The 22,230-nt window shown below is 70.1% G+C and carries 17 protein-coding genes, 1 pseudogene and 1 riboswitch; of the genes and pseudogenes, 8 read left to right on the top strand and 10 right to left on the bottom strand.

The genetic code is table 11. The features are described 5' to 3' along the window. Window positions 1-43 precede the first annotated feature (43 nt). From cydD to hisC, 4 genes are all read right to left on the bottom strand, one after another. The gene (gene cydD, locus ACFVWY_RS01755) at window positions 44-3,577 is read right to left on the bottom strand and encodes a thiol reductant ABC exporter subunit CydD (protein WP_389866114.1); all 3,534 of its coding nucleotides are present in this window, start codon (window positions 3,575-3,577) and stop codon (window positions 44-46) included. Window positions 3,578-3,696: 119 nt separating this feature from the next. After that, window positions 3,697-4,698, bottom strand: a complete 1,002-nt coding sequence (gene cydB / locus ACFVWY_RS01750; RefSeq protein ID WP_389866112.1) for a cytochrome d ubiquinol oxidase subunit II — start codon at window positions 4,696-4,698, stop codon at window positions 3,697-3,699. Window positions 4,699-4,716: 18 nt separating this feature from the next. Continuing rightward, complete coding sequence (locus ACFVWY_RS01745) at window positions 4,717-6,225, bottom strand: cytochrome ubiquinol oxidase subunit I (RefSeq protein ID WP_389866109.1); 1,509 nt, start codon at window positions 6,223-6,225, stop codon at window positions 4,717-4,719. Between the two features lie 285 nt (window positions 6,226-6,510). Further along, window positions 6,511-7,590, bottom strand: a complete 1,080-nt coding sequence (gene hisC, locus ACFVWY_RS01740) for a histidinol-phosphate transaminase (RefSeq protein WP_389866107.1) — start codon at window positions 7,588-7,590, stop codon at window positions 6,511-6,513. Window positions 7,591-7,960: 370 nt separating this feature from the next. On the opposite strand from hisC, the gene ACFVWY_RS01735 reads away from it, so the two are divergent. The 4 genes from ACFVWY_RS01735 (at window position 7,961) to ACFVWY_RS01720 (ending at window position 12,985) form a co-directional block, all read left to right on the top strand. Next, a complete protein-coding gene (locus ACFVWY_RS01735) occupies window positions 7,961-9,073 on the top strand; it encodes a LacI family DNA-binding transcriptional regulator (RefSeq protein ID WP_389866106.1) in 1,113 nt (370 codons plus the stop codon). Between the two features lie 172 nt (window positions 9,074-9,245). Further along, window positions 9,246-10,307, top strand: coding sequence for a metallophosphoesterase (locus ACFVWY_RS01730; protein WP_389866104.1), 1,062 nt, complete (start codon window positions 9,246-9,248; stop codon window positions 10,305-10,307). A gap of 182 nt (window positions 10,308-10,489) precedes the next feature. Beyond that, window positions 10,490-11,311: a hypothetical protein gene (locus tag ACFVWY_RS01725; protein WP_389866101.1), complete on the top strand. Its 822-nt coding sequence runs from the start codon at window positions 10,490-10,492 to the stop codon at window positions 11,309-11,311. 591 nt (window positions 11,312-11,902) lie between these two features. Then, window positions 11,903-12,985, top strand: coding sequence for a hypothetical protein (locus ACFVWY_RS01720; protein ID WP_389866099.1), 1,083 nt, complete (start codon window positions 11,903-11,905; stop codon window positions 12,983-12,985). An 11-nt stretch (window positions 12,986-12,996) separates the two neighbouring features. Here the strand turns inward: ACFVWY_RS01720 and thiC are convergent, their stop codons facing one another. Beyond that, on the bottom strand, window positions 12,997-14,805 hold the full coding sequence (gene thiC, locus ACFVWY_RS01715) for a phosphomethylpyrimidine synthase ThiC (RefSeq protein WP_389866097.1): 1,809 nt from the start codon (window positions 14,803-14,805) through the stop codon (window positions 12,997-12,999). Then, window positions 14,798-14,931, bottom strand: a riboswitch (TPP riboswitch). It overlaps the preceding gene by 8 nt. A 70-nt stretch (window positions 14,932-15,001) precedes the next feature. Between thiC and ACFVWY_RS01710 the strand changes: the two genes are divergently transcribed. Further along, window positions 15,002-16,387, top strand: coding sequence for a YibE/F family protein (locus ACFVWY_RS01710; RefSeq protein ID WP_389866094.1), 1,386 nt, complete (start codon window positions 15,002-15,004; stop codon window positions 16,385-16,387). A gap of 80 nt (window positions 16,388-16,467) precedes the next feature. Here ACFVWY_RS01710 and ACFVWY_RS01705 read toward each other — a convergent pair whose 3' ends face one another. From ACFVWY_RS01705 to ACFVWY_RS01690, 4 genes are all read right to left on the bottom strand, one after another. After that, window positions 16,468-16,905 (bottom strand): SsgA family sporulation/cell division regulator, encoded by a 438-nt coding sequence (locus ACFVWY_RS01705; protein ID WP_072488197.1) that lies wholly within the window; start codon window positions 16,903-16,905, stop codon window positions 16,468-16,470. Between the two features lie 101 nt (window positions 16,906-17,006). Then, window positions 17,007-17,777: an IclR family transcriptional regulator gene (locus tag ACFVWY_RS01700; RefSeq protein WP_389866092.1), complete on the bottom strand. Its 771-nt coding sequence runs from the start codon at window positions 17,775-17,777 to the stop codon at window positions 17,007-17,009. Between the two features lie 245 nt (window positions 17,778-18,022). Beyond that, entirely contained in the window at window positions 18,023-18,241 is a 219-nt protein-coding gene (locus ACFVWY_RS01695; RefSeq protein WP_389866090.1) for a DUF5326 family protein, read from the bottom strand. Between the two features lie 224 nt (window positions 18,242-18,465). Further along, window positions 18,466-18,783: a cupin domain-containing protein gene (locus tag ACFVWY_RS01690; RefSeq protein ID WP_352274014.1), complete on the bottom strand. Its 318-nt coding sequence runs from the start codon at window positions 18,781-18,783 to the stop codon at window positions 18,466-18,468. 68 nt (window positions 18,784-18,851) lie between these two features. Between ACFVWY_RS01690 and ACFVWY_RS01685 the strand changes: the two genes are divergently transcribed. After that, entirely contained in the window at window positions 18,852-19,229 is a 378-nt protein-coding gene (locus ACFVWY_RS01685) for a phage holin family protein (RefSeq protein WP_389866088.1), read from the top strand. A 75-nt stretch (window positions 19,230-19,304) separates the two neighbouring features. Next, window positions 19,305-20,429: a cystathionine gamma-lyase gene (locus ACFVWY_RS01680; RefSeq protein WP_389866086.1), complete on the top strand. Its 1,125-nt coding sequence runs from the start codon at window positions 19,305-19,307 to the stop codon at window positions 20,427-20,429. 15 nt (window positions 20,430-20,444) lie between these two features. Here ACFVWY_RS01680 and ACFVWY_RS01675 read toward each other — a convergent pair whose 3' ends face one another. Then, complete coding sequence (locus ACFVWY_RS01675) at window positions 20,445-21,056, bottom strand: class I SAM-dependent methyltransferase (RefSeq protein WP_389866083.1); 612 nt, start codon at window positions 21,054-21,056, stop codon at window positions 20,445-20,447. 220 nt (window positions 21,057-21,276) lie between these two features. Here ACFVWY_RS01675 and ACFVWY_RS01670 point away from each other — a divergent pair. Beyond that, window positions 21,277-22,169, top strand: a pseudogene (locus tag ACFVWY_RS01670) (LysR family transcriptional regulator). Window positions 22,170-22,230: the final 61 nt, after the last annotated feature.

The raw sequence follows: 22,230 nt of genomic DNA, 5'->3' as shown, positions 1-22,230 counted from the left end.
TTGAGCCGGCTGCCCCGGTTGCCCTCGTGTTCGCTCGCACGGCTCACGCCGGTACGCCCGCGGCCTCCTCCTCCGCTGCTCCGTCCGTCTCCCGCTCACGGTCCAGCATCCGGCGCAGCGGCCCCTTCACAGCGGCCAGCTCGGCGTACGGGCCGCGCTGCACGATCCGGCCCCCGTCCAGCACCAGTACCTCGTCCACGGCGTCGAGCCCCTTCAGCCGATGGGTGATCAGCACCGTCGTCCGCCCCTCGGTCGCCGCCAGCAGATCCGCGGTCAGCGCGTCCGCCGTCGCCAGGTCGAGGTGCTCGGCCGGTTCGTCCAGGACCAGTACGGGGAAGTCGGCGAGGAGCGCCCTGGCCAGAGCGAGGCGACGGTGCTGCCCGCCGGAGAGGCGGGCGCCGTGTTCACCCACCAGGGTGTCGAGCCCGTCCGGCAGGGCGTCGGCCCAGTCGAGCAGCCGCGCCCGTTCCAGGGCGGCCCGCAGCTCCGCGTCCGTCGCGCCGGTACGGGCCAGCCGCAGGTTCTCCCGGATGGAGCTGTCGAAGACGTGGGCGTCCTGGGCACACAGCCCGACGGACCGCCGCACCGTGTCCCCGTCCAGCGCCCCGGCCTCGACCCCGCCGATCCGGTACGTACCGGCCCTGGCGTCCAGGAAGCGGACCAGGACCTGCGCGAGGGTGGTCTTCCCCGAGCCGGAGGGCCCGACGACCGCGATGCGCCGGCCGGCGGTCAGCGTCAGGTCGACGGTGTCGAGGGCATCGCGGTCCGCACCCGCGTACCGGGCCGACAGTCCGCGCAGCTCCAGCGGGAACGGCGACGCGGGCGCCTCGGCCGGGTGGTCGGGCTCGCACACCGGCAGTGGGGCGTCCAGTACCTCGAACACCCGCTCCGCGCTCCGCTCGACGCGTCGGCGGTACTGCACGGCGAGCGGCAGACCGGCCACCGCTTCGAAGGCGGCGAGCGGGGTCAGCACCAGCACCGCGAGCTCCACACCGGCGAGACGGCCGTCCCGTACGGCGGGCAGGGCGACGAGCGCGGTGGCGACGACGGTGAGCCCGGTGATCAGCGTGCCGAGGCCGCCGCCGAGCGCGGTGGCGGTGGCGGCGCGGGCCGCGATCCGGGTCAGTACGCCGTCGGCTTCCCTGGTCCGTTCCACGCGGGCGGGCAGGGCGCCCGCGACGGTCAGTTCGGCGGTGCCGCCGAGCAGGTCGGTGACCCGGGTCGCCAGTTCGGCGCGGGCCGGGGCGAGGCGGCGTTCCGCCTGCCGGGAGCAGGCGCCGCTGACCAGCGGCACACCCACACCGGCCAGCAGCAGCCCGGCGGCCAGTACCGCGCCCGCCGCCGGGAGCAGCCAGCCGACGAACCCGGCCGTCGCCGTCCCGACGACCACGGCGGTCCCGGCCGGGAGCAGCCAGCGCAGCCAGTAGTCCTGGAGCGCGTCGACGTCGGCGACCAGCCGGGAGAGCAGGTCCCCGCGCCGGGCCCGGCGCAGCCCGGCGGGGGCGACGCGCTCCAGCCCCCGGTAGACGGCGACGCGGAGTTCGCCGAGCATCGCGAGCACCGCGTCGTGCGAGACCAGGCGCTCGGCGTAGCGGAAGACCGCCCGGCCCAGACCGAAGGCCCGGGTCGCCGTGACCGCGACCATCAGATAGAGCACCGGGGGCTGCTCGGAGGCGCGCGCGATCAGCCAGCCGGAGACGGCCATGAGCCCTACGGCGGAGCCCACGGCGAGGCTTCCCAGCAGCAGCGCGAGCGCGAGCCGGCCGCGACGCGCCCCCGCCGCCTCCCGGACCCGGCGCAGCACGTGCCCGGGGCGGGCCGGGGCCCCCTGCGGCGCTCCGCGGTCCGGACCGGCACCAGCGCTCCCCGCCTGCCGCGGCACGGTCCGAAGGGCCCCGGCCCCGAGCTCCTCGGTGCCCCCGGCCCGCTCCGGGCGCGCGGTCACGTCCGGGTCCAGGCGCACCACCCGGTCGGCCACCGCGAGCAGCGCCGGGCGGTGCACGACGAGCAGCACGGTCCGCCCCGCGGACAGCCGCCGTACCGCCTCGACGATCCCCGCCTCCGTCTCGCCGTCCAGGCTCGCGGTCGGCTCGTCGAGCAGCAGCACCGGCCGGTCGGCGAGGAAGGCACGGGCGAGCGCGAGCCGCTGGCGCTGTCCGGCGGAGAGTCCGGTACCGTCCTCGCCGATCCGGGTCAGCGGCCCCTGGGGCAGCGCCGCCACGAAGTCATGGGCCCCGGCGTCCCGCAGCGCGGCCTCCACCGCGCCGTCGTCGGCATCCGGCCGGGCCAGCCGTACGTTCTCCGCGATGGTCCCCGCGAAGAGGTACGGGCGCTGCGGCACCCAGGCGATCCGCTCCCGCCACCGCTCGGGCGCGAGCTCCGCCAGATCGGCGCCGCCGACCCGGACCCGCCCCTCGTCCGGCCGGGTGAAGCCGAGGACCACGTCGAGCAGAGTGGACTTCCCGACGCCGCTGGGACCGACCAGCGCCACGGTCTCCCCCTCGTCCACCACCAGCGAGGCCCGGTCCAGGGAGGGTTCGCCGCGGCCTTCGTGCCGTACGGTCACCTCTTCCAGCTCCAGCCGCAGCGAGCCGGGAACGTCCGCCGTGCCGCTGGCGGGCAGCTCGGTCTCCAGGACCGCGAAGATCTCCTCCGCGGCGGAGAGCCCCTCGGCGGCCGCGTGGTACTGGGCGCCGACCTGGCGGATCGGCAGGTAGGCCTCGGGCGCCAGGATCAGCACCACCAGCCCGGTGTAGAGGTCGAGTTCGCCGTGGACCAGCCGCATGCCGATGGTGACGGCCACCAGGGCCACCGAGAGGGTCGACAGCAGTTCCAGCGCGAAGGACGAGAGGAAGGCGATGCGCAGGGTCCGCAGGGTGGCCCGGCGGTACTGCGTGGTGATGGTGCGGATGGATTCGGCCTGTGCCTTGGCCCGGCCGAAGACCTTCAGGGTCGGCAGCCCGGCGACCACATCGAGGAAGTGGCCGGAGAGCCGGGACAGCAGCTGCCACTGGCGGTCCATCCGCGACTGGGTGGCCCAGCCGATCAGGATCATGAAGAGCGGGATGAGCGGCAGGGTCACCACGATGATCGCCGCGGAGACCCAGTCCTCGGTGACGATCCGGGCGAGGACCGCCACCGGGACGACCACCGCGAGACCGAGCTGCGGCAGATAGCGCGCGAAGTAGTCGTCGAGCGCGTCGACTCCCCGGGTCGCGAGCGCCACCAGGGAACCGGTGCGCTGGCCGGTGAGCCAGCCGGGGCCGAGCACGGCGGCCCGCTCCAGCAGCCGGCCGCGGAGTTCGGACTTGACCGCCGCGCTGGCCCGGTACGCGGCCAGTTCGGTCAGCCAGGAGACCAGCGCCCGGCCCAGCGCGACCCCGGCCAGCAGGATCAGCGGGGTCCGGAGTCCGGCGGCGGCGAGTCCGTCCTCGAAGCCGCCGACCACGATCTCGGCGATGAGCATGGCCTGGGCGATGACCAGCGCCGCCCCGACCACGCCCAGCGCCACCACGGCTGCCAGGAAGAGGCGGGTGGCGCGGGCGTGGTGGAGCAGCCGCGGGTCGATCGGTTTCACGTGAAACAGCCCCTAGCGAGCTCGGTCGGCGGACCCGCGTCCCGCCCGGTGGGCCGGAACCGGTGGCATGCCCGGTCCCGGCCCCGGTCCGCCGGACAGGATGCGGATACGGATGGCGGTCAGTGCGCTTCAGCGATGTGCTGCGTACCGATGCGCTTGCGGAACACCCAGTACGTCCAGCCCTGGTACAGCAGGACGAGCGGGGTGGCGATCCCCGCGCACCAGGTCATGATCTTCAGGGTGTACGGGGTGGACGAGGCGTTGGTGACCGTAAGGCTCCAGGCGTCGTTCAGCGAGGACGGCATGACGTTCGGGAAGAGCGTCAGGAAGAGCATCGCGACCACCGCCGCGACGGTCACCCCGGAGAAGGCGAACGACCAGCCCTCGCGCCCCACCGCGATCAGCGCGATCGCGGCGACGAGCGCCACCACGGCGACGATCATCGCCAGCAGGCTCCAGCCGTCACCGTTGTCGAGCTGGGTCCAGATCAGGAAGCCGAGCCCGAGCACCGCGGTGGCGATCCCCAGCTTCAGCGCCAGTCGGCCCGCCCGCTGCCGGATGTCCCCCACCGTCTTGAGCCCCGCGAACACGGCGCCGTGGAAGGTGAAGAGGAAGAGCGTGACCAGTCCGCCGAGGATGGCGTACGGGTTGAGCAGATCCCAGAAGTTGCCGACGTACTCCAGGTCGGCGTCGATCTTCACCCCGCGCACGATGTTCCCGAAGGCCACGCCCCAGAGCAGGGCCGGGATCAGCGAGGTCCAGAAGATGGCGTGCTCCCAGTTGCTCTGCCACCGCTCGCCGGACCGCTTCGCCCGGTACTCGAAGGCGACCCCGCGCACGATCAGACAGACCAGGATGATCAGCAGCGGCAGGTAGAAGCCGGAGAACAGGGTGGCGTACCACTCGGGGAAGGCGGCGAAGGTCGCCCCGCCCGCGGTGAGCAGCCACACCTCGTTGCCGTCCCAGACGGGCCCGATCGTATTGATCAGGACCCGCCGCTCCTTGCGGTCCCGGGCCAGCAGCTTGGTGAGGATGCCGATCCCGAAGTCAAAGCCCTCCAGGAAGAAGTAGCCGGTCCAGAGGACGGCGATGAGTACGAACCAGACGTCGTGGAGTTCCATCTCTCAGCTCCTCGGCCCTCAGTAGGAGAAGGCCATCGGCCGGTCGGCGTCATCGTGATCGCCGCCGATCCTGGTGGGCGGGTTGAGGTCTGCTTCCGTGAGCTCCGGCGGGCCTGCCTTGATGTACTTCACGAGCAGCTTGACCTCGACCACCGCGAGAATCGCGTAGAGCAGGGTGAAGCCGATCATCGAGGTGAGCACCTCGCCCTGCGAGACCCCGGGCGAGACCGCGTCACGGGTCTGGAGCACGCCGTAGACGACCCAGGGCTGACGGCCCATCTCGGTGAAGATCCAGCCCCAGGAGTTGGCGATCAGCGGGAAGAGCAGCGTCCAGAGCGAGAGGATCCAGTAGCACGAGGCGAACTTCGGGCTGAGCGCCTTGTTCTTGAAGAGGACCAGGTGGGGCACCTCGTTCTCACCGGTCCGCAGCCCCGGCGGAAGCATGAACTTCTTCCGGGTCAGCCACAGCCCCAGGATGCCGAGCGCGAAGGACGCCATCCCGAAGCCGATCATCCAGCGGAAGCTCCAGAACGCGACCGGGATGTTGGGCCGGTAGTCGCCGGGACCGAACTTCTCCTGCTCCGCCTTGTTGATGTCGTTGATGCCGGGGACGTACGAGGTGAAGCTGTCGTCGGCGAGGAAGGACAGTATCCCGGGGATGGAGATCTCCACGGTGTTGTGTCCCTTGGCCACGTCACCGACGGCGAAGAGCGAGAACGGCGCGCCTTCCTCGCCCTCCCAGAGGGCCTCGGCGGCGGCCATCTTCATCGGCTGCTGCTTGAACATCACCTTGCCGAGCTGGTCGCCGCTGATGGCGGTGAGCAGTCCGGCGATGACGATCGTGACCAGACCGAGCCGCAGCGAGGTCCGCATCACCGGGATGTGCTTCTTGCGCGCCAGGTGGAAGGCCGCGATGCCGACCATGAACGCGCCGCCGACCAGGAAGGCCGCGGTGATGGTGTGGAAGAACTGGGCGAGCGCGGTGTTCTGGGTGAGCACGTGCCAGAAGTCGGTCAGCTCGGCCCGGCCGCGCTCCTCGTTGATCCGGTAGCCCACCGGGTGCTGCATCCAGGAGTTGGCCGCCAGGATGAAGTACGCGGACAGGATCGTCCCGATGGAGACCATCCACATGCAGGCGAGGTGGATCTTCTTCGGCAGCTTGTCCCAGCCGAAGATCCACAGACCGATGAAGGTCGACTCGAAGAAGAACGCGATCAGCGCCTCGAACGCGAGCGGAGCACCGAAGATGTCACCGACGAACCGCGAGTAGTCGGACCAGTTCATGCCGAACTGGAACTCCTGGACGATGCCGGTGACCACGCCCATGGCGATGTTGATCAGGAAGAGTTTGCCCCAGAACTTCGTCGCCCTCAGGTACTTCTCATTGTTCGTCCTGACCCATGCGGTCTGCAGGCCCGCGGTGAGCGCGGCGAGCGAGATCGTCAGGGGGACAAAAAGGAAATGGTAGACGGTAGTGATACCGAACTGCCATCGCGCCAGTGTCTCCGGCGCTAGAGCCAGCTCCACGTCGTCACTCCTTACGTCGCCGTCATCACACCGGCAGTTTGCCCTTTAAATCCGACTAATCACGGGAAGAACAGGACACGCTTGTGAACGCGTTCACATTCACAAGCATTATGGCGCACAGACTTTCGGGATGTTCGGGCGGGGTACCCCTTTGCGGACGTTCAGATCAATACCCCCGAATCGACACCTCCGAACCGAACACACACCCCGTCCCTCACGAAGAGGGGCCCCGCACCTCTCGTCGGACGAGATGCGGGGCCCCGGAAACCACTGCGTACGGGAGGACTACAGCTCCTTGCGGTACGAATCCGCCGCCTTCAGGAACAGGTCGTTCGCCTCGTCCTCCCCGATCGTGACCCGCACGCCCTCACCCGCGAACGGCCGGACCACCACCCCGGCCCGCTCGCACACCGCGGCGAAGTCGGCCGTACGGTCCCCGAGCCGCAGCCAGACGAAGTTCGCCTGGGAGTCCGGCACGGTCCACCCCTGACCGGCCAGCGCCCGCTGCACCCGCTGCCGCTCGCCCACCAACGACCCCACCCGCCCCAGGAGTTCGTCCTCGGCGCGCAGCGAGGCGACCGCCGCGTCCTGCGCGAGCTGACTGACCCCGAAGGGCACCGCGGTCTTGCGCAGCGCCGCCGCCACCGGCTCGTGGGCCACCGCGAAACCGACCCGGAGCCCCGCCAGGCCGTACGCCTTGGAGAAGGTCCGCAGCACCGCCACATTGGGCCGGTCCCGGTAGATCTCGATGCCGTCCGGCACCTCGACGTCACGGATGAACTCCCGGTACGCCTCGTCGAGCACCACCAGGACATCGCCCGGCACCCGGTCCAGGAACCGCTCCAGCTGCTCGCGGCGGACCACGGTGCCGGTCGGGTTGTTCGGATTGCACACGAAGATCATCCGCGTGCGGTCCGTGATGGCGTCCGCCATCGCGTCGAGGTCGTGCACATCACCGTCGGTCAGCGGCACCTTCACCGAGGCCGCACCGCTGATCTGCGTGATGATCGGGTACGCCTCGAAGGACCGCCAGGCGTAGATGACCTCGTCACCCGGGCCCGAGGTCGCCTGGAGCAACTGCTGCGCCACCCCGACCGAGCCGGTGCCGGTGGCGAGGTGCGAGAGCGGCACCCCGAACCGCTCGGACAGCTCGTTCATCAGGCCGGTGCAGGCCATGTCCGGGTACCGGTTGAAGTTCGCGGCCGCCGCCAGGGCCGACTCCATCACCCCGGGCAACGGGGGATACGGGTTCTCGTTGGAGGAAAGCTTGAAGGCGACCGGTCCACCGGCCGCGGCCGGCTTGCCCGGTACGTAGGCGGGGACGCCGTCCAGCTCGGCGCGCAGCTTGGGGCTCGTCTCGCTCACCGCAGGTCCTCCTCGACCGTCTGTACACATCAATACTGCTCACCTTATGAGGATTGGGCGCCGCTGCGAATGGCCGAAGTGTCCAATCGTCCGGTGCGACCAGGAATGGGGGGAGCGCTCTTCGTACCGCCGCGCGCCGGTGGCTCACTCCGTGGCGCGCGTCCCCCGAAGTGGTGAGATGAGACCTCGTCGAGACTTCGACCATTTAGTAGGCCCAACGACTTCGGCATATGACACACCATGGCTGTGACCACCAAAGTCCTTGGCTTTCAAGGCATTTGACGCCTGATGATCATGCAGAATCGTGCCTGTCAACGCGTGAATATGCGATCAGGACGACCGCCCGATTGAGCCCTACTATCGGCACGCCATGACAGCAGCAGGGAAGCACCAGGTGAGCCGGACGGACACACCCCGGCGCGGCGGCAGGCAGGGACGAGCGGGAATCCGCGACGTGGCCGCCGCCGCGGGGGTCTCCATCACGACCGTCTCCGACGCGCTCAACGGCAAGGGCAGGCTCCCGGACGCCACCCGACGCCATGTCCGCGAGGTCGCAGAGCGCCTGGGCTACCGCCCTTCCGCCGCGGCCCGCACCCTCCGTACCGGCAAGTCCGGCCTCATCGGCCTGACCGTGACGACCTACGGGGACGAACCCTTCACCTTCACCGAGTTCGCGTACTTCGCGGAGATGGCCAGAGCCGCCACCTCCGCCGCGCTCGCCCGCGGATACGCGCTCGTCATCCTGCCCGCCACCTCGCGCCACGACGTCTGGTCGAACGTCGCGCTCGACGGCACCGTCGTGATCGACCCCTCCGACCAGGATCCGGTCGTCCTGGAGCTCGCCCGCCAGGGGCTGCCCGTCGTCTCGGACGGCCGCCCGGCCGGCACGCTCCCGGTCACCGCCTGGGTCGACAACGACCACCGGGCCGCCGTGCTCGACCTGCTCGACCATCTCGCCGCCGCCGGGGCCCGCCGCATCGGCCTGCTCACCGGCACCACCACCGACACGTACACACGCCTGTCCACCAGCGCGTACCTCCACTGGTGCGAGCGCGTGGGCCAGGACCCGGTGTACGAGTCGTACCCCGCCCACGACCCGTGTGCGGGCGCGGTCGCGGCCGACCGGCTGCTCGCCCGGCCGGACCGCCCCGACGCCGTCTACGGGCTCTTCGACCCCAACGGCACCGACCTGCTCGCGGCGGCACGCCGGTACGGCCTGCGCGTCCCCGAGGACCTGCTGCTGGTCTGCTGCAGCGAGTCCACCGTGTACGCGACGACCGAGCCCCCCATCACCACCCTCTCGCTCAAGCCGCGCAGGATCGGCACGGCGGTCGTCCAGCTCCTGATCGACGCCATCGAGGGCGTGGCCCAGGACGGACCGGTGGAGCAGGTCATACCGACCGAGCTCATCGTGCGGACCTCCTCGCAACGCCGCCCGCCCCGCACGACGGTCAGCGCGCCACGCTCACCGACAAGGGATTGATCAGGAGATTTCGGGCCAATCGGCCGGTGAACCCGACGTGCGTCCGGATTCACCACCCCTGGTGCGTCACAGAGCACGATCCGCATTCCTATGATGGGCGCACGACACCGCGGACCGCCCGACCAGCAGGGCCCGTCAGGTGTACGGCGGTGCGACGGTGGTGGAGGGGTCGATGACACAGGGGGCCGGTCAGGAACCCGTGGTGCGGACTGCGACGTTGCGCGACTTCCGCGTACCGCCTTATGCCCAGGCCCCGGTGCCGTCGCCGACACCGCATCCGGGTGACGTGGTGCCCGGTGACGAGCCGCCGGAGGGGTACACGCCCACCGCGCGCGATCTGCCCGTGATCAACCGCGGGGACACCCTCCAGGTCCCCACCGTGGCCCCCGAGCCGCTCCCCGCCCAGGAGCAGGGGCGCGGACCGCTCTATGTCGTCGGTGACGTCCACGGCTATCTGGATGAGCTGCGCGCCGCCCTCGCCGAGCAGGGCCTCATCGACGCCGACGGCAAGTGGGCAGCGGGCAACGCCCGGCTCTGGTTCCTCGGCGACTTCACCGACCGCGGCCCTGACGGCATCGGGGTCATCGATCTCGTGATGCGTCTGTCCGCCGAGGCCGCGGCCGCGGGCGGCTACTGCAAAGCGCTCATGGGCAACCACGAGCTGCTGCTCCTCGGCGCCAAGCGGTTCAACGACACCCCGGTCAACTCCGGCGCGGGCACCGCCACGTTCCAGGCCGCCTGGCTGCTCAACGGCGGCCAGAAGAACGACATGGAGCGGCTCCAGGACGTCCACCTCCAGTGGATGTCCCGGCTCGACGCGGTCGTCGAGGAGGACGGGCATCTGCTGATGCACTCCGACACGACGGCCTACCTGGAGTACGGCGCCACCATCGAGGACGTCAACGACAACGTCCACGCCGTCCTCACCCGTAATGACGCCGACGAGTGCTGGGACCTCTTCCGGAAGCTCACCAAGCGGTTCGCCTTCCGCGACGAGACGGGCCCGCAGGCGGTCCGGGAGCTGATGGCGGCCTACGGCGGACAGCGCATCGTCCATGGCCACAGCCCCATCCCGTACCTCCTCGGCGAGGTCGGTTCGGAGGACGGCGAGGACAGCTCCGGCCCCGTGGTCGAAGGCCCCCACGTCTACGCGGACGGGCTCGCCATCGCCATGGACGGCGGAGTGACCATGGCCGGAAAGCTACTGGTCGTCCAACTGCCTCTGCATGACTGACGCTCTTCTGGGCAGACGCATCCACGACCTGACCACGCCGACCACCGGGCCTCTTTACGGAAACCCCCTGTCACCCCGTGCCGTAGGCGCTCTACCATCGGCGTATCAGTAGCAGGCTCTCCTCCGTTTCCGCCCAACTGCCCACGTCGCGCAGGCAGTCAGGCCCGACGGAGCATCGGGGGATGCAGATGAGAAGCGCTCCGCACCTGCTGGCCGAGGACCGACCCGAGTACGAGCGGATCCTCGACGACGCACTGCGCCACGCCCATGAACGGCCGGATCTGGCCGAGGTCGGCGAGCGGCTCAACGCCGTACAGCTGCGCACCATGGCGCTGGACGCCACGGAGATGATCACCGCCACCGCCGCCACCGAGTACGCGCACTACGTGCAGGCCCGTGCCGAGCTGCGCGGCGACGACGAGACGGACCAGGAGGCGGCCCCGGGGCCCGGCACCGGCAGCCGTCCCGGCTCGGGCGCCGGTGTGGGCGCCGTCGTGACAGTCCTGGCGCCGGTGCTCGCCGGCACCGCGGCCCTGGTCTTCCTGCTCGTCGGCTATCTGCTGCGGCTGCTCGACGACCCGCCGCGGTTCGCCTCCACCCTGATCACGGCGGGCTGGGTCTTCGCGGTGATCATGGCCGTCGCCATCGTGGCGGCCGCCATCGGGCTGATGTTCACCGCGCTGCGCAACGCGTCCGAACCGCAGCCCGTCGAGGAGCTGGAGGACGAGTTGCCGGAGGACGTGGCGCGGGCCCGGGAGGCCTGGCGCCACGCCCTGCTGGAGCGCGGCATCCTGCCGTTCCTCCGGGACGCGCTCGCCGATCCCGAGGCCGGGCGCGCCCGGCGCACGCCCCGCCGTTCGGCGAACCGCATCCCGAAGGTCGGCCACATCAAGCCAGGCTTCTCCAGTCCGGGCGACGGCTCGTCGGCGAGTCCCCGCCCGAGCTTCACCTCACCGGACTTCACCGGCCCCGACTTCGGCGGACCCGAGCACGAGCTGGACTGATCACCACCTGTCGTACGGTGATCAGTGCTCGCTCCCCCCGCCCCGCCCGCGTACTCGGTCTGGATCGGACGCGGCGGGCTCGCACCGGTCGCACACGGCTCGGCCATGAGCAGCCGCACGGCCCTGCCCGTCCCCGTCCGGTCGTACCCCGTCCGCGCGGAATGTCCGGGCCGCCGCTCCGAGCCCTCTTCCGGAGGGCTCGGAGCCGCTCGCCGCGTCATCGCCGGGATCACCGCACACGGCGACGACATACATACACATCGAGAGCGCCGCGACGGACACCGCTCGTCACGAATCCGGCGGACACCGGCGGCACGTGATCGGCACCCCCTTCGGGGGCGTGCCCTCCCGAAGGGGGCGGGGGCCTGCCCGGTCTCGGGCGCCTCCCGCGGTGGAGCGGTACGAGCGTGGCGGCGTTGAGCGCTCTGACCAGCCTCTCGTGATCCTGTGGCTCGGCCAGATCCTCTCCGAGGGCCAGAAGTGACGGCAACCGCACCAGGCCCTCCACCTGCCGCGTCCGCCTGCGCCATGACGCCCTACGATGCGTCAGTCCTCCGGCGGAACCGGATCATCGTGCGGCAAGGGAAGTCCATGCGCCTGTCCAGCTACATCAGGAAGCCCGCCATGGGCGCGGCGGCGACACTCCTCCTCGCCGGGTGCACGGGGGGACAGGGCGTGGGCCGGGCCGTGGAGCGAGCCGCGAAGAGGCCTGCCTCCTGGACGGACCTGCCGGTGCGGACCGGCGCGCGGGATGTCGTCCACACGGGCACCGACCACCGGTCGTACGACGTCAGGATCACCGTGAAGAGCCTGGTCCGGGGTTCGGAGGAGGACATGCGGGGGGCGCGTGTGGACAAGGGACTGAAGGGCATGGTCCCCCACTACCTCACCTTCGAGGTCACCAACACCGGCCGGAAGAAGATCCCCGCCGCCTACATGGTGGACAGCGACTTCGCCCTGAACGGCACCGACTGGGCACGCGGGGAGGAGGTCTTCGTCAGCGGCGGCGCGCCGGGCGGGGCCGACCTGCCCTGCGCGGACACCGCGCCGAAGACGCTGGCGCCCGGCGACTCGTACAGCACCTGCCTGACCTACGCATTGCCCGAGGGCGTCGGCGTGCTGTCGCTGACGCACAACGCCGACGGCTACCTCGACGAGGGCGGCGCGGTCGCCGCCTGGCCCGTCGAGGGCGGCCTTGAGGCGGCGTCCACCGGGCTGGCGGAGCCGGGCGACATCGTCCGCGTCCGGTGGGACGCCCGCGAGGACGGCATCCTCGAACTGCCCGCCACACTGGTGTCCGTACGCCGGGGCAGCGCGACCGACCTCGCGGGCCTGGACCTCGACCTCAACGAGAACGAGCGGCGTGGCGTCCCGTACTACGTATCGGTCACCTACACCAGCACCGGGCCCAAGGACCTCTACACCAACCAGGCCAGCCACGTCCGCCTGCTCACCGAGGGGGGCCGGCAGATACCGGGGAAGACCCCCTTCGTCCCCGACACGGGGATACCCGGCTGTCCGTCCGACTGGGTCGCCCGGATGATCTCGCCGGGTGACAGCGTGACGGAGTGCAGCATCCACCTGGTGACGGACGACGGCGACAAGCCGTTCGCGGTGGGTTTCGCGGAGGCGGACCGGCCGGGACTGGTGGCCTGGCGGGCCCCCCTCCGCTGAGGCGGGCCGGTTCAGCCAGCCGACCTGCCGTCCGTCTCCGCGAGTGGCAGGTACACACGGTTGCCCGCTGCCGCGAACTCCTTCGACTTCTCCAGCATCCCTGCCTCGATCTCCTCGGCCGTCGAGCCGGTGTCACCGCCGAACTGCTCGGTGATGCTTCTGCTGATCTTCATCGAGCAGAACTTCGGCCCGCACATCGAGCAGAAGTGCGCCGTCTTAGCGGGCTCGGCGGGCAGCGTCTCGTCGTGGAACTCCCGGGCCGTGTCCGGGTCGAGGGCCAGGTTGAACTGGTCCTCCCAGCGGAATTCGAAACGGGCGTCCGAGAGCGCGTCGTCCCAGTCCTGCGCCCCCGGGTGCCCCTTGGCGAGGTCCGCCGCGTGCGCCGCGATCTTGTAGGTGATCACGCCGGTCTTCACATCGTCCCGGTTCGGCAGGCCGAGGTGCTCCTTCGGCGTGACGTAGCAGAGCATCGCCGTCCCCCACCACGCGATCATCGCCGCGCCGATGCCCGAGGTGATGTGGTCGTACGCCGGCGCGACATCGGTGGTCAGCGGGCCGAGTGTGTAGAACGGCGCCTCCTCGCAGATCTCCTGCTGGAGGTCGATGTTCTCCTTGATCTTGTGCATCGGGACGTGGCCCGGCCCTTCGATCATGGTCTGTACGCCGAACCGCTTGGCGATCGTGTTCAGTTCGCCGAGCGTGCGCAGCTCGGCGAACTGCGCCTCGTCGTTGGCATCGGCGATCGAGCCGGGCCGCAGGCCGTCGCCCAGCGAGTACGTCACGTCGTAGCTCGCGAGGATCTCGCAGAGCTCCTCGAAGTGCTCGTACAGGAAGGACTCCTGGTGGTGCGCGAGACACCAGGCCGCCATGATCGAGCCGCCGCGGGAGACGATGCCGGTCTTCCGGCGGGCCGTAAGCGGCACGTACGGGAGGCGTACGCCGGCGTGGACGGTCATGTAGTCGACGCCCTGCTCGGCCTGTTCGATGACGGTGTCCTTGTAGATCTCCCAGGTCAGCTCCTCCGCCCGGCCGTCGACCTTTTCGAGTGCCTGATAAAGCGGGACCGTGCCGATCGGAACGGGTGAATTACGCAGAACCCACTCACGGGTGGTGTGAATGTTGCGGCCAGTGGACAGATCCATGACGGTATCGGCGCCCCAGCGCGTTGCCCACGTCATCTTTTCCACCTCCTCCTCGATGGAGGAAGTCACCGCGGAGTTGCCGATGTTGGCGTTGACCTTCACCAGGAACCGCTTGCCGATGATCATCGGTTCGATCTCGGGGTGGTTGACGTTGGCCGGCAGGACGGCCCGGCCCGCCGCGATCTCCTCGCGCACCACCTCGGGCGCGACGTTCTCCCGGATGGCCACGTACTCCATCTCCGGGGTGATCTCGCCCCGGCGGGCGTACGCGAGCTGGGTGACCGGCTGGCCATCCCGGCTGCGGCGCGGCAGCCTCGGGCGGCCGGGGAAGACCGCGTCGAGGTTGCGCAGCCCACCACGCGGCGAGGTGTGCTTGAGCCCGTCGTCCTCGGGGCGGGACGGGCGGCCGGGGTACTCCTCGGTGTCGCCGCGGGCGATGATCCAGTTCGCCCGCAGCGGCGCGAGTCCGCGACGGACATCGGTGTCGACCGCGGGATCGGTGTACGGACCCGACGTGTCGTACAGCGTCACGTCCTTGCCGTTACTGAGGTGCACCTGACGGACCGGCACCTGGAGGTCCGGGCGCGAGCCCTGGACGTACCCCTTGTGCCAGCCGATGGACTTCCCGGCCTCGACGCTCTGGTTCGAGGCAGGCGTGCGTGCGTCCGATGTGGTCATGAGACCTACTCCCTACGCCGGCATTACCCGGTAACAGGTTCGGCGGTCGGCGCAGCCTGTCCCGTACGGACGTACGGATATCAGCGCCCTCTCAGCCCGGTGCTCCGAGCTCCCGCGTGTGCAAAGGTTCCTCCACGCTAGCGCCCCGTCCGGCGCGATGAACAGAGGGCCCGGCCCTTCTTGCGATGATCGGCCGGTGACCTCTCCCCACACGGACCACGAACCACAGGCCCGGCCACAGGGCGCAGCACACGATCGAACGCATGACCAGCCGCCCGGCTCCGCGTACGACCACTCCCACGGACATTCCCATGGTCACGGTCCCGCGGCACCCGGCTCCCGGCAGCTGCGCAAAGTCATCGCCGCCGTGCTGATCCCCTTCGCCACCGCCGTTCTCGTCGGTCTGGTGGCGCTCTGGCCGGGCGGCGCACCGTCGCACGAGCGGACCGGTGTCGGCTTCGACCGGCAGACCCAGCAGGGAAAGGTGGTGACCGTCGACAAGGTGGACTGCAAGGACGTGAACGCCGTTCAGACGCCTCTCGATGGCTCCACCGCGGCAGCCGGGAAGGACCGGGGGCCGTGCGAGAAGGTGTCGATCGAGGTGACGACCGGCCGGGACAAGGGGCGGACCTTCACCGAGATCGTCCAGCCCGACTCACCTCGCAAACTGCGCGAGGGACAGGGCGTGGTCGCCGCGTACGCCCCCGACGCGCCCCACGACCTCCAGTACTCGGTGACGGATGTGAACCGGGCGTTCCCGATGGCGCTGCTGGCCGGGATCTTCGCCCTGGTGGTGGTCGCGGTGGGGCGCATGCGCGGGGTGATGGCGCTGATCGCGCTGGCCGTGTCGTTCGCCGTACTGACCCTCTTCATCCTCCCGGCGATTCTCGAGGGATCGAACCCGCTGCTCGTCGCGGTGGTCGGGGCCAGCGCGATCATGCTGATCGCGCTCTACATGTGTCACGGCCCGACGGCCCGCACCTCGGTCGCGGTGGTCGGCACGCTGGTCTCGCTGCTGCTGATCGGGCTGCTCGGATCGCTCTTCATCGGCTGGGCGAGCCTGAGCGGCAACACCGATGACAACACCGGCCTCATCCACGGCCTCTATCCGCACATCGACATGAGCGGACTACTGCTGGCCGGTGTGATCATCGGTTCGCTCGGCGTTCTCGACGATGTGACCGTCACCCAGACGTCGGCGGTCTGGGAACTCCACCAGGCGAACCCGACGTTGGGTGTGCGAGGTCTCTACCGGGCAGGCATCAGGATCGGGCGCGACCACATCGCCTCGGTCGTCAACACGCTGGTGCTCGCCTACGCGGGCGCCGCGCTGCCGCTGCTGCTGCTGTTCTCCGTCGCGCAGAGCAGCATGGGGACGGTGGCCAACAGCGAGCTGGTGGCGGAGGAGATCGTACGGACACTGGTCGGCTCGATCGGGCTGGTCGCCTCGGTGCCGGTGACGACGGTGCTCGCCGCGCTGGTCGTCTCCGCGGACCGCACAGGGCCCGGCGCTGAGAGCGGAGCTCCGGCACCCGCGTGGGCCGGGGCAGGCAAGGGCCGTCGCCGAAGGGCGAAGCTGTGACCGCCTCCCGGGCGGGCGGTTCACCCGTCCGGCAGATGCCGGTGTTCGACCGGCGGACCGGTCCGCGGCGGTGCCCTTCGTCAGCCCGCGTTCTGCTCCTCGGCAAGGATCCGGCCCAAGGCGTCCTCCAGATTGCCCTCGAAGTCACCGAGCGTGCACTCCTGCCCGAGCGGCACGAGCTTGTCCGTCCGGTCGAGAAAGGCCACAAGTGGCGCCGTCCCGGCGCGGAAGAGCGCCCGGTCCTCGCCGACCTGAAGACGGATATGCACGTCGGAAAGCCCCTCGGGCTCGGTGGGCCCGATGTGCACATCACCGTCCCCACTGGGGCTGTTGAGGCCGTCGAGCAGCAGCTCACGGCCGAACGCCCAGGTGACGGGGGCGTCACCGGGCAAATGGAAGGTCATGCGGATCGCATAGGGATCGCATACCTCGTACCGGAGCTCCACCGGGATCCGGAAAGAGAGTTCCTCGGAGACGAGGAAGCTCATCATGACCTCCGCTTGAACCGACTCGCGCATCGTTCAACCCCGCAGTAGATGAATCTGGCCAGGAATGATCCCCCGTGGCCCTCTTGACGCCATCGTGGTGCACGCGATAGCAGATCACAAGGAGTGATTTTTCAGATACTGATAGAGAACACGAACGAACGCAAGAGGTTGGCGACTTCGCCACGTAGTTGTTCGACTGCGGGGAGCAACCGGCTCTCCTGGTCCAGCGGTAAGGAAATCGCCATCGCCGCAGCGGTGAATCCCGCCGCGATCGGGATCGCCGCGCAGACCGTCCCCAGCGCGTACTCCTGCCGTTCGATGACGGGTTCCATCCGTTCCAGCGACCGCAGCCGTTCGAGAAAGGACGCGCGGTCCCGCAGCGAGTAGCGGGTCAGCGGACGCACAGGGTGACGATCCAGATGGTCCTCGCGGGCCTTCTCGTCGAGTCGGCTCAGCAGGCACTGGCCGATCGCGTGCGCGTGACCGGTCTCCCGGAAGGACTCCGACGCGGCGACGGCGGGGGCGTCGGGGGAGTCGGCGACCGCGACGAGATCGATCTCGCCCTCGCGGTAGACGGCGCAGTAGACCGGGGCGCCGATGATGTCGCGCCAGCGGCCCAGCGCCTCGGCCATCCTGCCGCGACGGCCCTGCCGCGTCCCTTCGCCGATCAGGCGCTGGGCCGCGGTGCCGATGACGAAGACACCGTTCTCCCGGCGTAAGTAGCCTTCGTGGGTCAGGGTGCGCAACAAGTGGTAGGCGGTGGGGAGGGGCAGCCCCGCCTCCCTGGCCAGCTGCTTCGCGGGCGCCCCGTCGTGGTGGGCGACCACGGCTTCCATCAGCCTCAGCGCTCGCTGCACCGATCCGATCAGCGTCGGGGCAGCAGCCCTCGATGCCGTGGTCAACAGTCACCCCCAGGCATGGTGACGGGGGTCATCCCGCCCGTGGGGGCCGCCCCCACCGGCTGCCGCACGGCTGGATTCCGGAGGCCGAACGTCGTACAAACCCACGGGTCAGCATGGTGACGGGCTGTTAATTCCCCGGCGGCGACAGCGAATTGTCACTGTATAGGCCGGGTCCGTCGGGAACGTTTCTTTCGCCCGGTACTTAGCTCAGCTGGGCTAACGCACCCGGCCGGTCTCCGATCGTCCTACCAGTCGCTGCGCGAGGAGGACGAGGACATGAACTTACGTACGACGAAGACGATCCCGCCGACCAGGATCACGAAGACCAGGACCTTGAAGAGCAGCCCGATCACGAACGCGATCACGCTGGCGATCAGACCGCCGAACACGACGAGCGCGACGACCGGCACCGCGATCCACCTCACCCACCAGGGCATTCCCGTGAATATCTCCCGTACGGCCATCGTCCCTACCTCATCTCCTTGAGTTCCTGCTGTCGATGCTAGAGGCGCGGAGGGGGTCGTCAGGGGGGCCGCGTCCCTTGAAGTCCCCTGATCGACCCCTGAGGGATCCCTGAGACCGGACCCCGGCCCGGGGCTCCCCGGCTCCGCTCTCGCTCTCCGCTCTCGCTTCTCGCCTCTCAGCTCTCGGCTCTCGGCTGTCGCCTCCGCTCAGCTGTCGCCCCGGCTCAGCTCTCGGGCGGGGAGAAGACCACCATCACGCGAAGATCCTCGGTGATGTGGTGGAACTTGTGGGCGACTCCGGCCGGTACGTAGACCACGCTGCCACGTCCCACCTGCGTGGTCTCCATGCCCACCGTGATCGAGGCGCGGCCGCTGACGACGAGGTACACCTCGTCCTGCTGGTGCGGCAGCTGCGGATCGATCTCACCGGCGTTCAGCGCGTACAGGCCGACTGACATGTTGCGTTCCTTCACGAACTGCAGATACGCGCCGTCGTTCGCGGCTCGCTCCGCCTCCAGCTCGTCCAGTCTGAATGCCTTCATGGCCGCTGTGCCCCTTGCCTCTGTACTGCCGGTGTCCGCCACCGACCTCGTCTGCCACGATCAGACACATGAAGAATTTCGTAGTCAAGACGATCGCCAACGCAGGTGCGCTGGCCGTGGCCATCTGGCTGCTCCAGGACATCACGCTGTCCGGGGGCAGCACCGGGCGCAAGGCGCTGACCCTGATCCTGGTCGCGCTGATCTTCGGCCTGGTGAACTTCGTGGTCAAACCGATCGTGAAGCTGCTCACCCTGCCGCTCTTCATCCTTACCCTCGGGCTGATCACCCTGGTGGTCAACGCGGTCATGCTGCTGCTGACCTCCTGGCTGGCCGGACTGTTCGACCTGAGCTTCCACGTCTCGGGCTTCTGGACCGCTGTGCTCGGCGGCCTGATCATCTCGATCGTGTCGTGGGCGCTGAACGTGGTCCTGCCGGACGACGACTGAGCGGACACCCGCCGGACCACGACAGGCGGCGACGGGGCCATCGGAGAGCAGCAGGGAAAGAAGCGAGGAAGCGGAATGAACAGCACAGGTGACGGAACCAGGGCCGTACGGGCCGGACTGCCCGAACCGGAACAGTTCGAGCCCACCCTGCCCGGCCCGGTCTTCGCCGCGCACTTCCACCTCTCCGGTGAGCCCACCGGCCCGTACACCTACGGCCGGGACACCAACCCGACCTGGACCCTTCTGGAACGGGCCATCGGTGAGCTGGAGGCACCGGGGGAACCCGTTGAGACGACGGTCTTCGCTTCCGGGATGGCGGCGATCTCGGCCGTGCTGCTGTCCCAGGCGCGCACCGGCGATGTGGTCGTGCTGCCGGACGACGGCTACCAGGCCCTCCCGCTGGTGCGGGAGCAGCTGGAGGCGTACGGCGTCGAGGTGCGGACCGCGCCGACCGGCGGCGATGCCCAGCTGGGTGTCCTCGAAGGCGCGAAGCTGCTGTGGATCGAAACCCCGTCCAATCCGGGTCTCGATGTCTGTGACGTGCGCCGACTCGTCGACGTGGCGCACGCGGCCGGCACGCTGGTGGCCGTCGACAACACGCTCGCCACCCCGCTCGGCCAGCGCCCGCTGGAGCTGGGGGCGGACTTCTCGGTCGCCAGCGACACCAAGGGGCTGACCGGGCACGGGGACATCCTGCTCGGCCATGTGACCTGCCGCGATCCCGGGCTGGCGGCGGGGGTGCGGCGCTGGCGCAAGGTGGTCGGCGCGATCCCGGGCCCCATGGAGGCCTGGCTCGCGCACCGGTCGCTGGCCACACTGGAGCTGCGCATCGACCGCCAGTGCGCCACCGCGCTGACGCTGGCGAAGGCGCTGGGGGACCGGCCGGGAGTGACCGGGCTGCGGTATCCCGGGCTGCCCACCGACCCCTCGTATCCGAACGCGGTACGGCAGATGCGGCGCTTCGGCTCCGTGGTGTCGTTCGTCCTGCCCGACCGCGAACGGGCCGAGCGGTTCCTGGCCGAGCTGCGGCTGGTCGACGACGCGACGAGCTTCGGCGGCCTGCGCTCCACCGCCGAGCGCCGCGCCCGCTGGGGCGGTGACGCCGTACCCGAGGGCTTCATCCGCTTCTCGGTCGGCGCGGAGAACGCCCCTGACCTGATCGCGGACGTGCGTCAAGCCCTGGACGCCGCCCTGCGCTGAGGGGTGTCGTCCGGATCAGGCCTGCTCCTTCCGCAGTGCTACGGAAGTCCAGTGCACCGCTTCCCGGCCCAGGTGGTCCGCCTCCTCGTGCACGGCCCGGAGCACCGACAGCCCTGTCTCCGCTCCGTGGCGGGCAACCTCCTCCGGCGGAATGTCGAACATGCGCCGGTCCGCAGGCGGTTCACCGTGCCGCAACGTGATCAGCAGCATGCCGCCCGGGGCCAGCAGCGAGGCCAGACGCCGCATCGCGACCGGACGGTCCTGCGGCAGCAGATGCATCCACACCGCGGAGAGCAGGATGACGTCGTACGGCCCCTGGATCCCGTCGAGGTCCGGGAGGGCGCCCGCTCTCCAGGTCACCCCGCTGTCAGGGTGGAGCCGGGCCGCCACCTCACGCAGCTCGGCCACCGGCTCCACCGCGTCGACCGAGAGACCGCGCCCGGCCAGGGCTGTCGCGTCCCGCCCGGTCCCCGCGCCGATGTCCAGCACGCGCGCGGGCGGGTCCGGGATCAGGTCGAGCAGCGGCTCGTGCACCGACTCGAAGGAAACGCTCTCGTAGACCTGGCCCAACCGCTGCGCCGACTCGGCGTAGTAAGGCTGTGCCCCCGCATCCGCAGTTCGTCTCATGTCCGGCAGCCTACGGGCCACCACGGACAACGAGCAGGGGAGACGGGTGGTCCGAGCCTCCCCCTCTCGCGGCTCGGACCATCCCGGTTCCTCCTGTGAAGATCCGCTCGGACACGGCTCATTGACTCCCTGTCAGTGTCCAGTCACGGAAGCGGCGGCGGCCTATCGCCATATTTATAGCTGTACGGGTTCGAAGCGTCGCGGGGTGGAAGGACGGGACATGGACCTGGCCTTGCTGCGCACGTTCGTCACGGTGCACCGGGCCGGCTCCTTCACCAGGACCGCCGCTCTGCGCGGCCTTTCCCAGCCCGCGGTGACCTCACAGATCCGGACTCTGGAACGGCTGCTGGGCCGCCCGCTCTTCCTGCGCAGGGTGCGCGGCGTCACCCCGACGACCGTCGGCGACGAACCCGCGCACCGGGCGGCGCCCCCTCTGGACGCGCTGGTCGGGATCACCGAGGCGGAGCCGGACGAGAAATCAGGCGTACGGACCCTGCGCCTGGCCGGGCCGCCCGAGTTCACAGCCCTCCGGGCGCTGCCCGCGCTCACCCCGTTCGTGGCCCAGGGCCTGGCCCCGCGCAGCTCCTTCTTCGCCCGTGCCGAGGAAGCCTGAAAGGGCTGGCCGCCGGTCATCACGACATGGCCATCACTACGGCCCGGCCGCGTGGCGGGATGCTCACCTCGGCGCCGCTCTGCGACGAGGAGCACATGCTGGTCGCCGCGCCGCGCTGGGCCGCCTCGGCCCCGGGAGCTCTGCGGCACGACGGCCCTCTGGTGCTGGACCAGCTGCCGGTCGTGGAGGTCCACGAAAGCCTGCCGCTCGTCGCGCGCTACTGGTCCGCCGTCTTCGACAGCCCTCCCGCCGCCGCGGGAACCGTCGTCGTTCCGGGTCTCCGGGCGGTTCTGGCATGCACGGCGGCGGGCGCCGGGCTCACGGTACTGCCGCGCTATCTGTGCGTGGGAGCGCCGGAGAGGGGTGAGGTGGTGACACTGCTGGATCCGCCCGTGCCGCCGCCACGCGCCTACTTCCTGGCGGTACGGACCGGCACGCTCACGCTGCCGCACATCGCGCGGGCACACGAAGGGCGGCCGTGGGCCGCGGCCGACTGGTGAGCGCAGGGCCGCACGGCAGGGCCCCGGTGTTTCAGAACCGGTCCGGCGGGCCACTCTCTTG

It is taken from the genome of Streptomyces sp. NPDC058195 (assembly GCF_042883525.1).
In the GTDB taxonomy this organism is placed as follows: domain Bacteria; phylum Actinomycetota; class Actinomycetes; order Streptomycetales; family Streptomycetaceae; genus Streptomyces.
The sequence above is the reverse complement of the archived record's forward strand: the minus strand, read 5'-3'. Positions and strand labels throughout refer to the sequence as shown.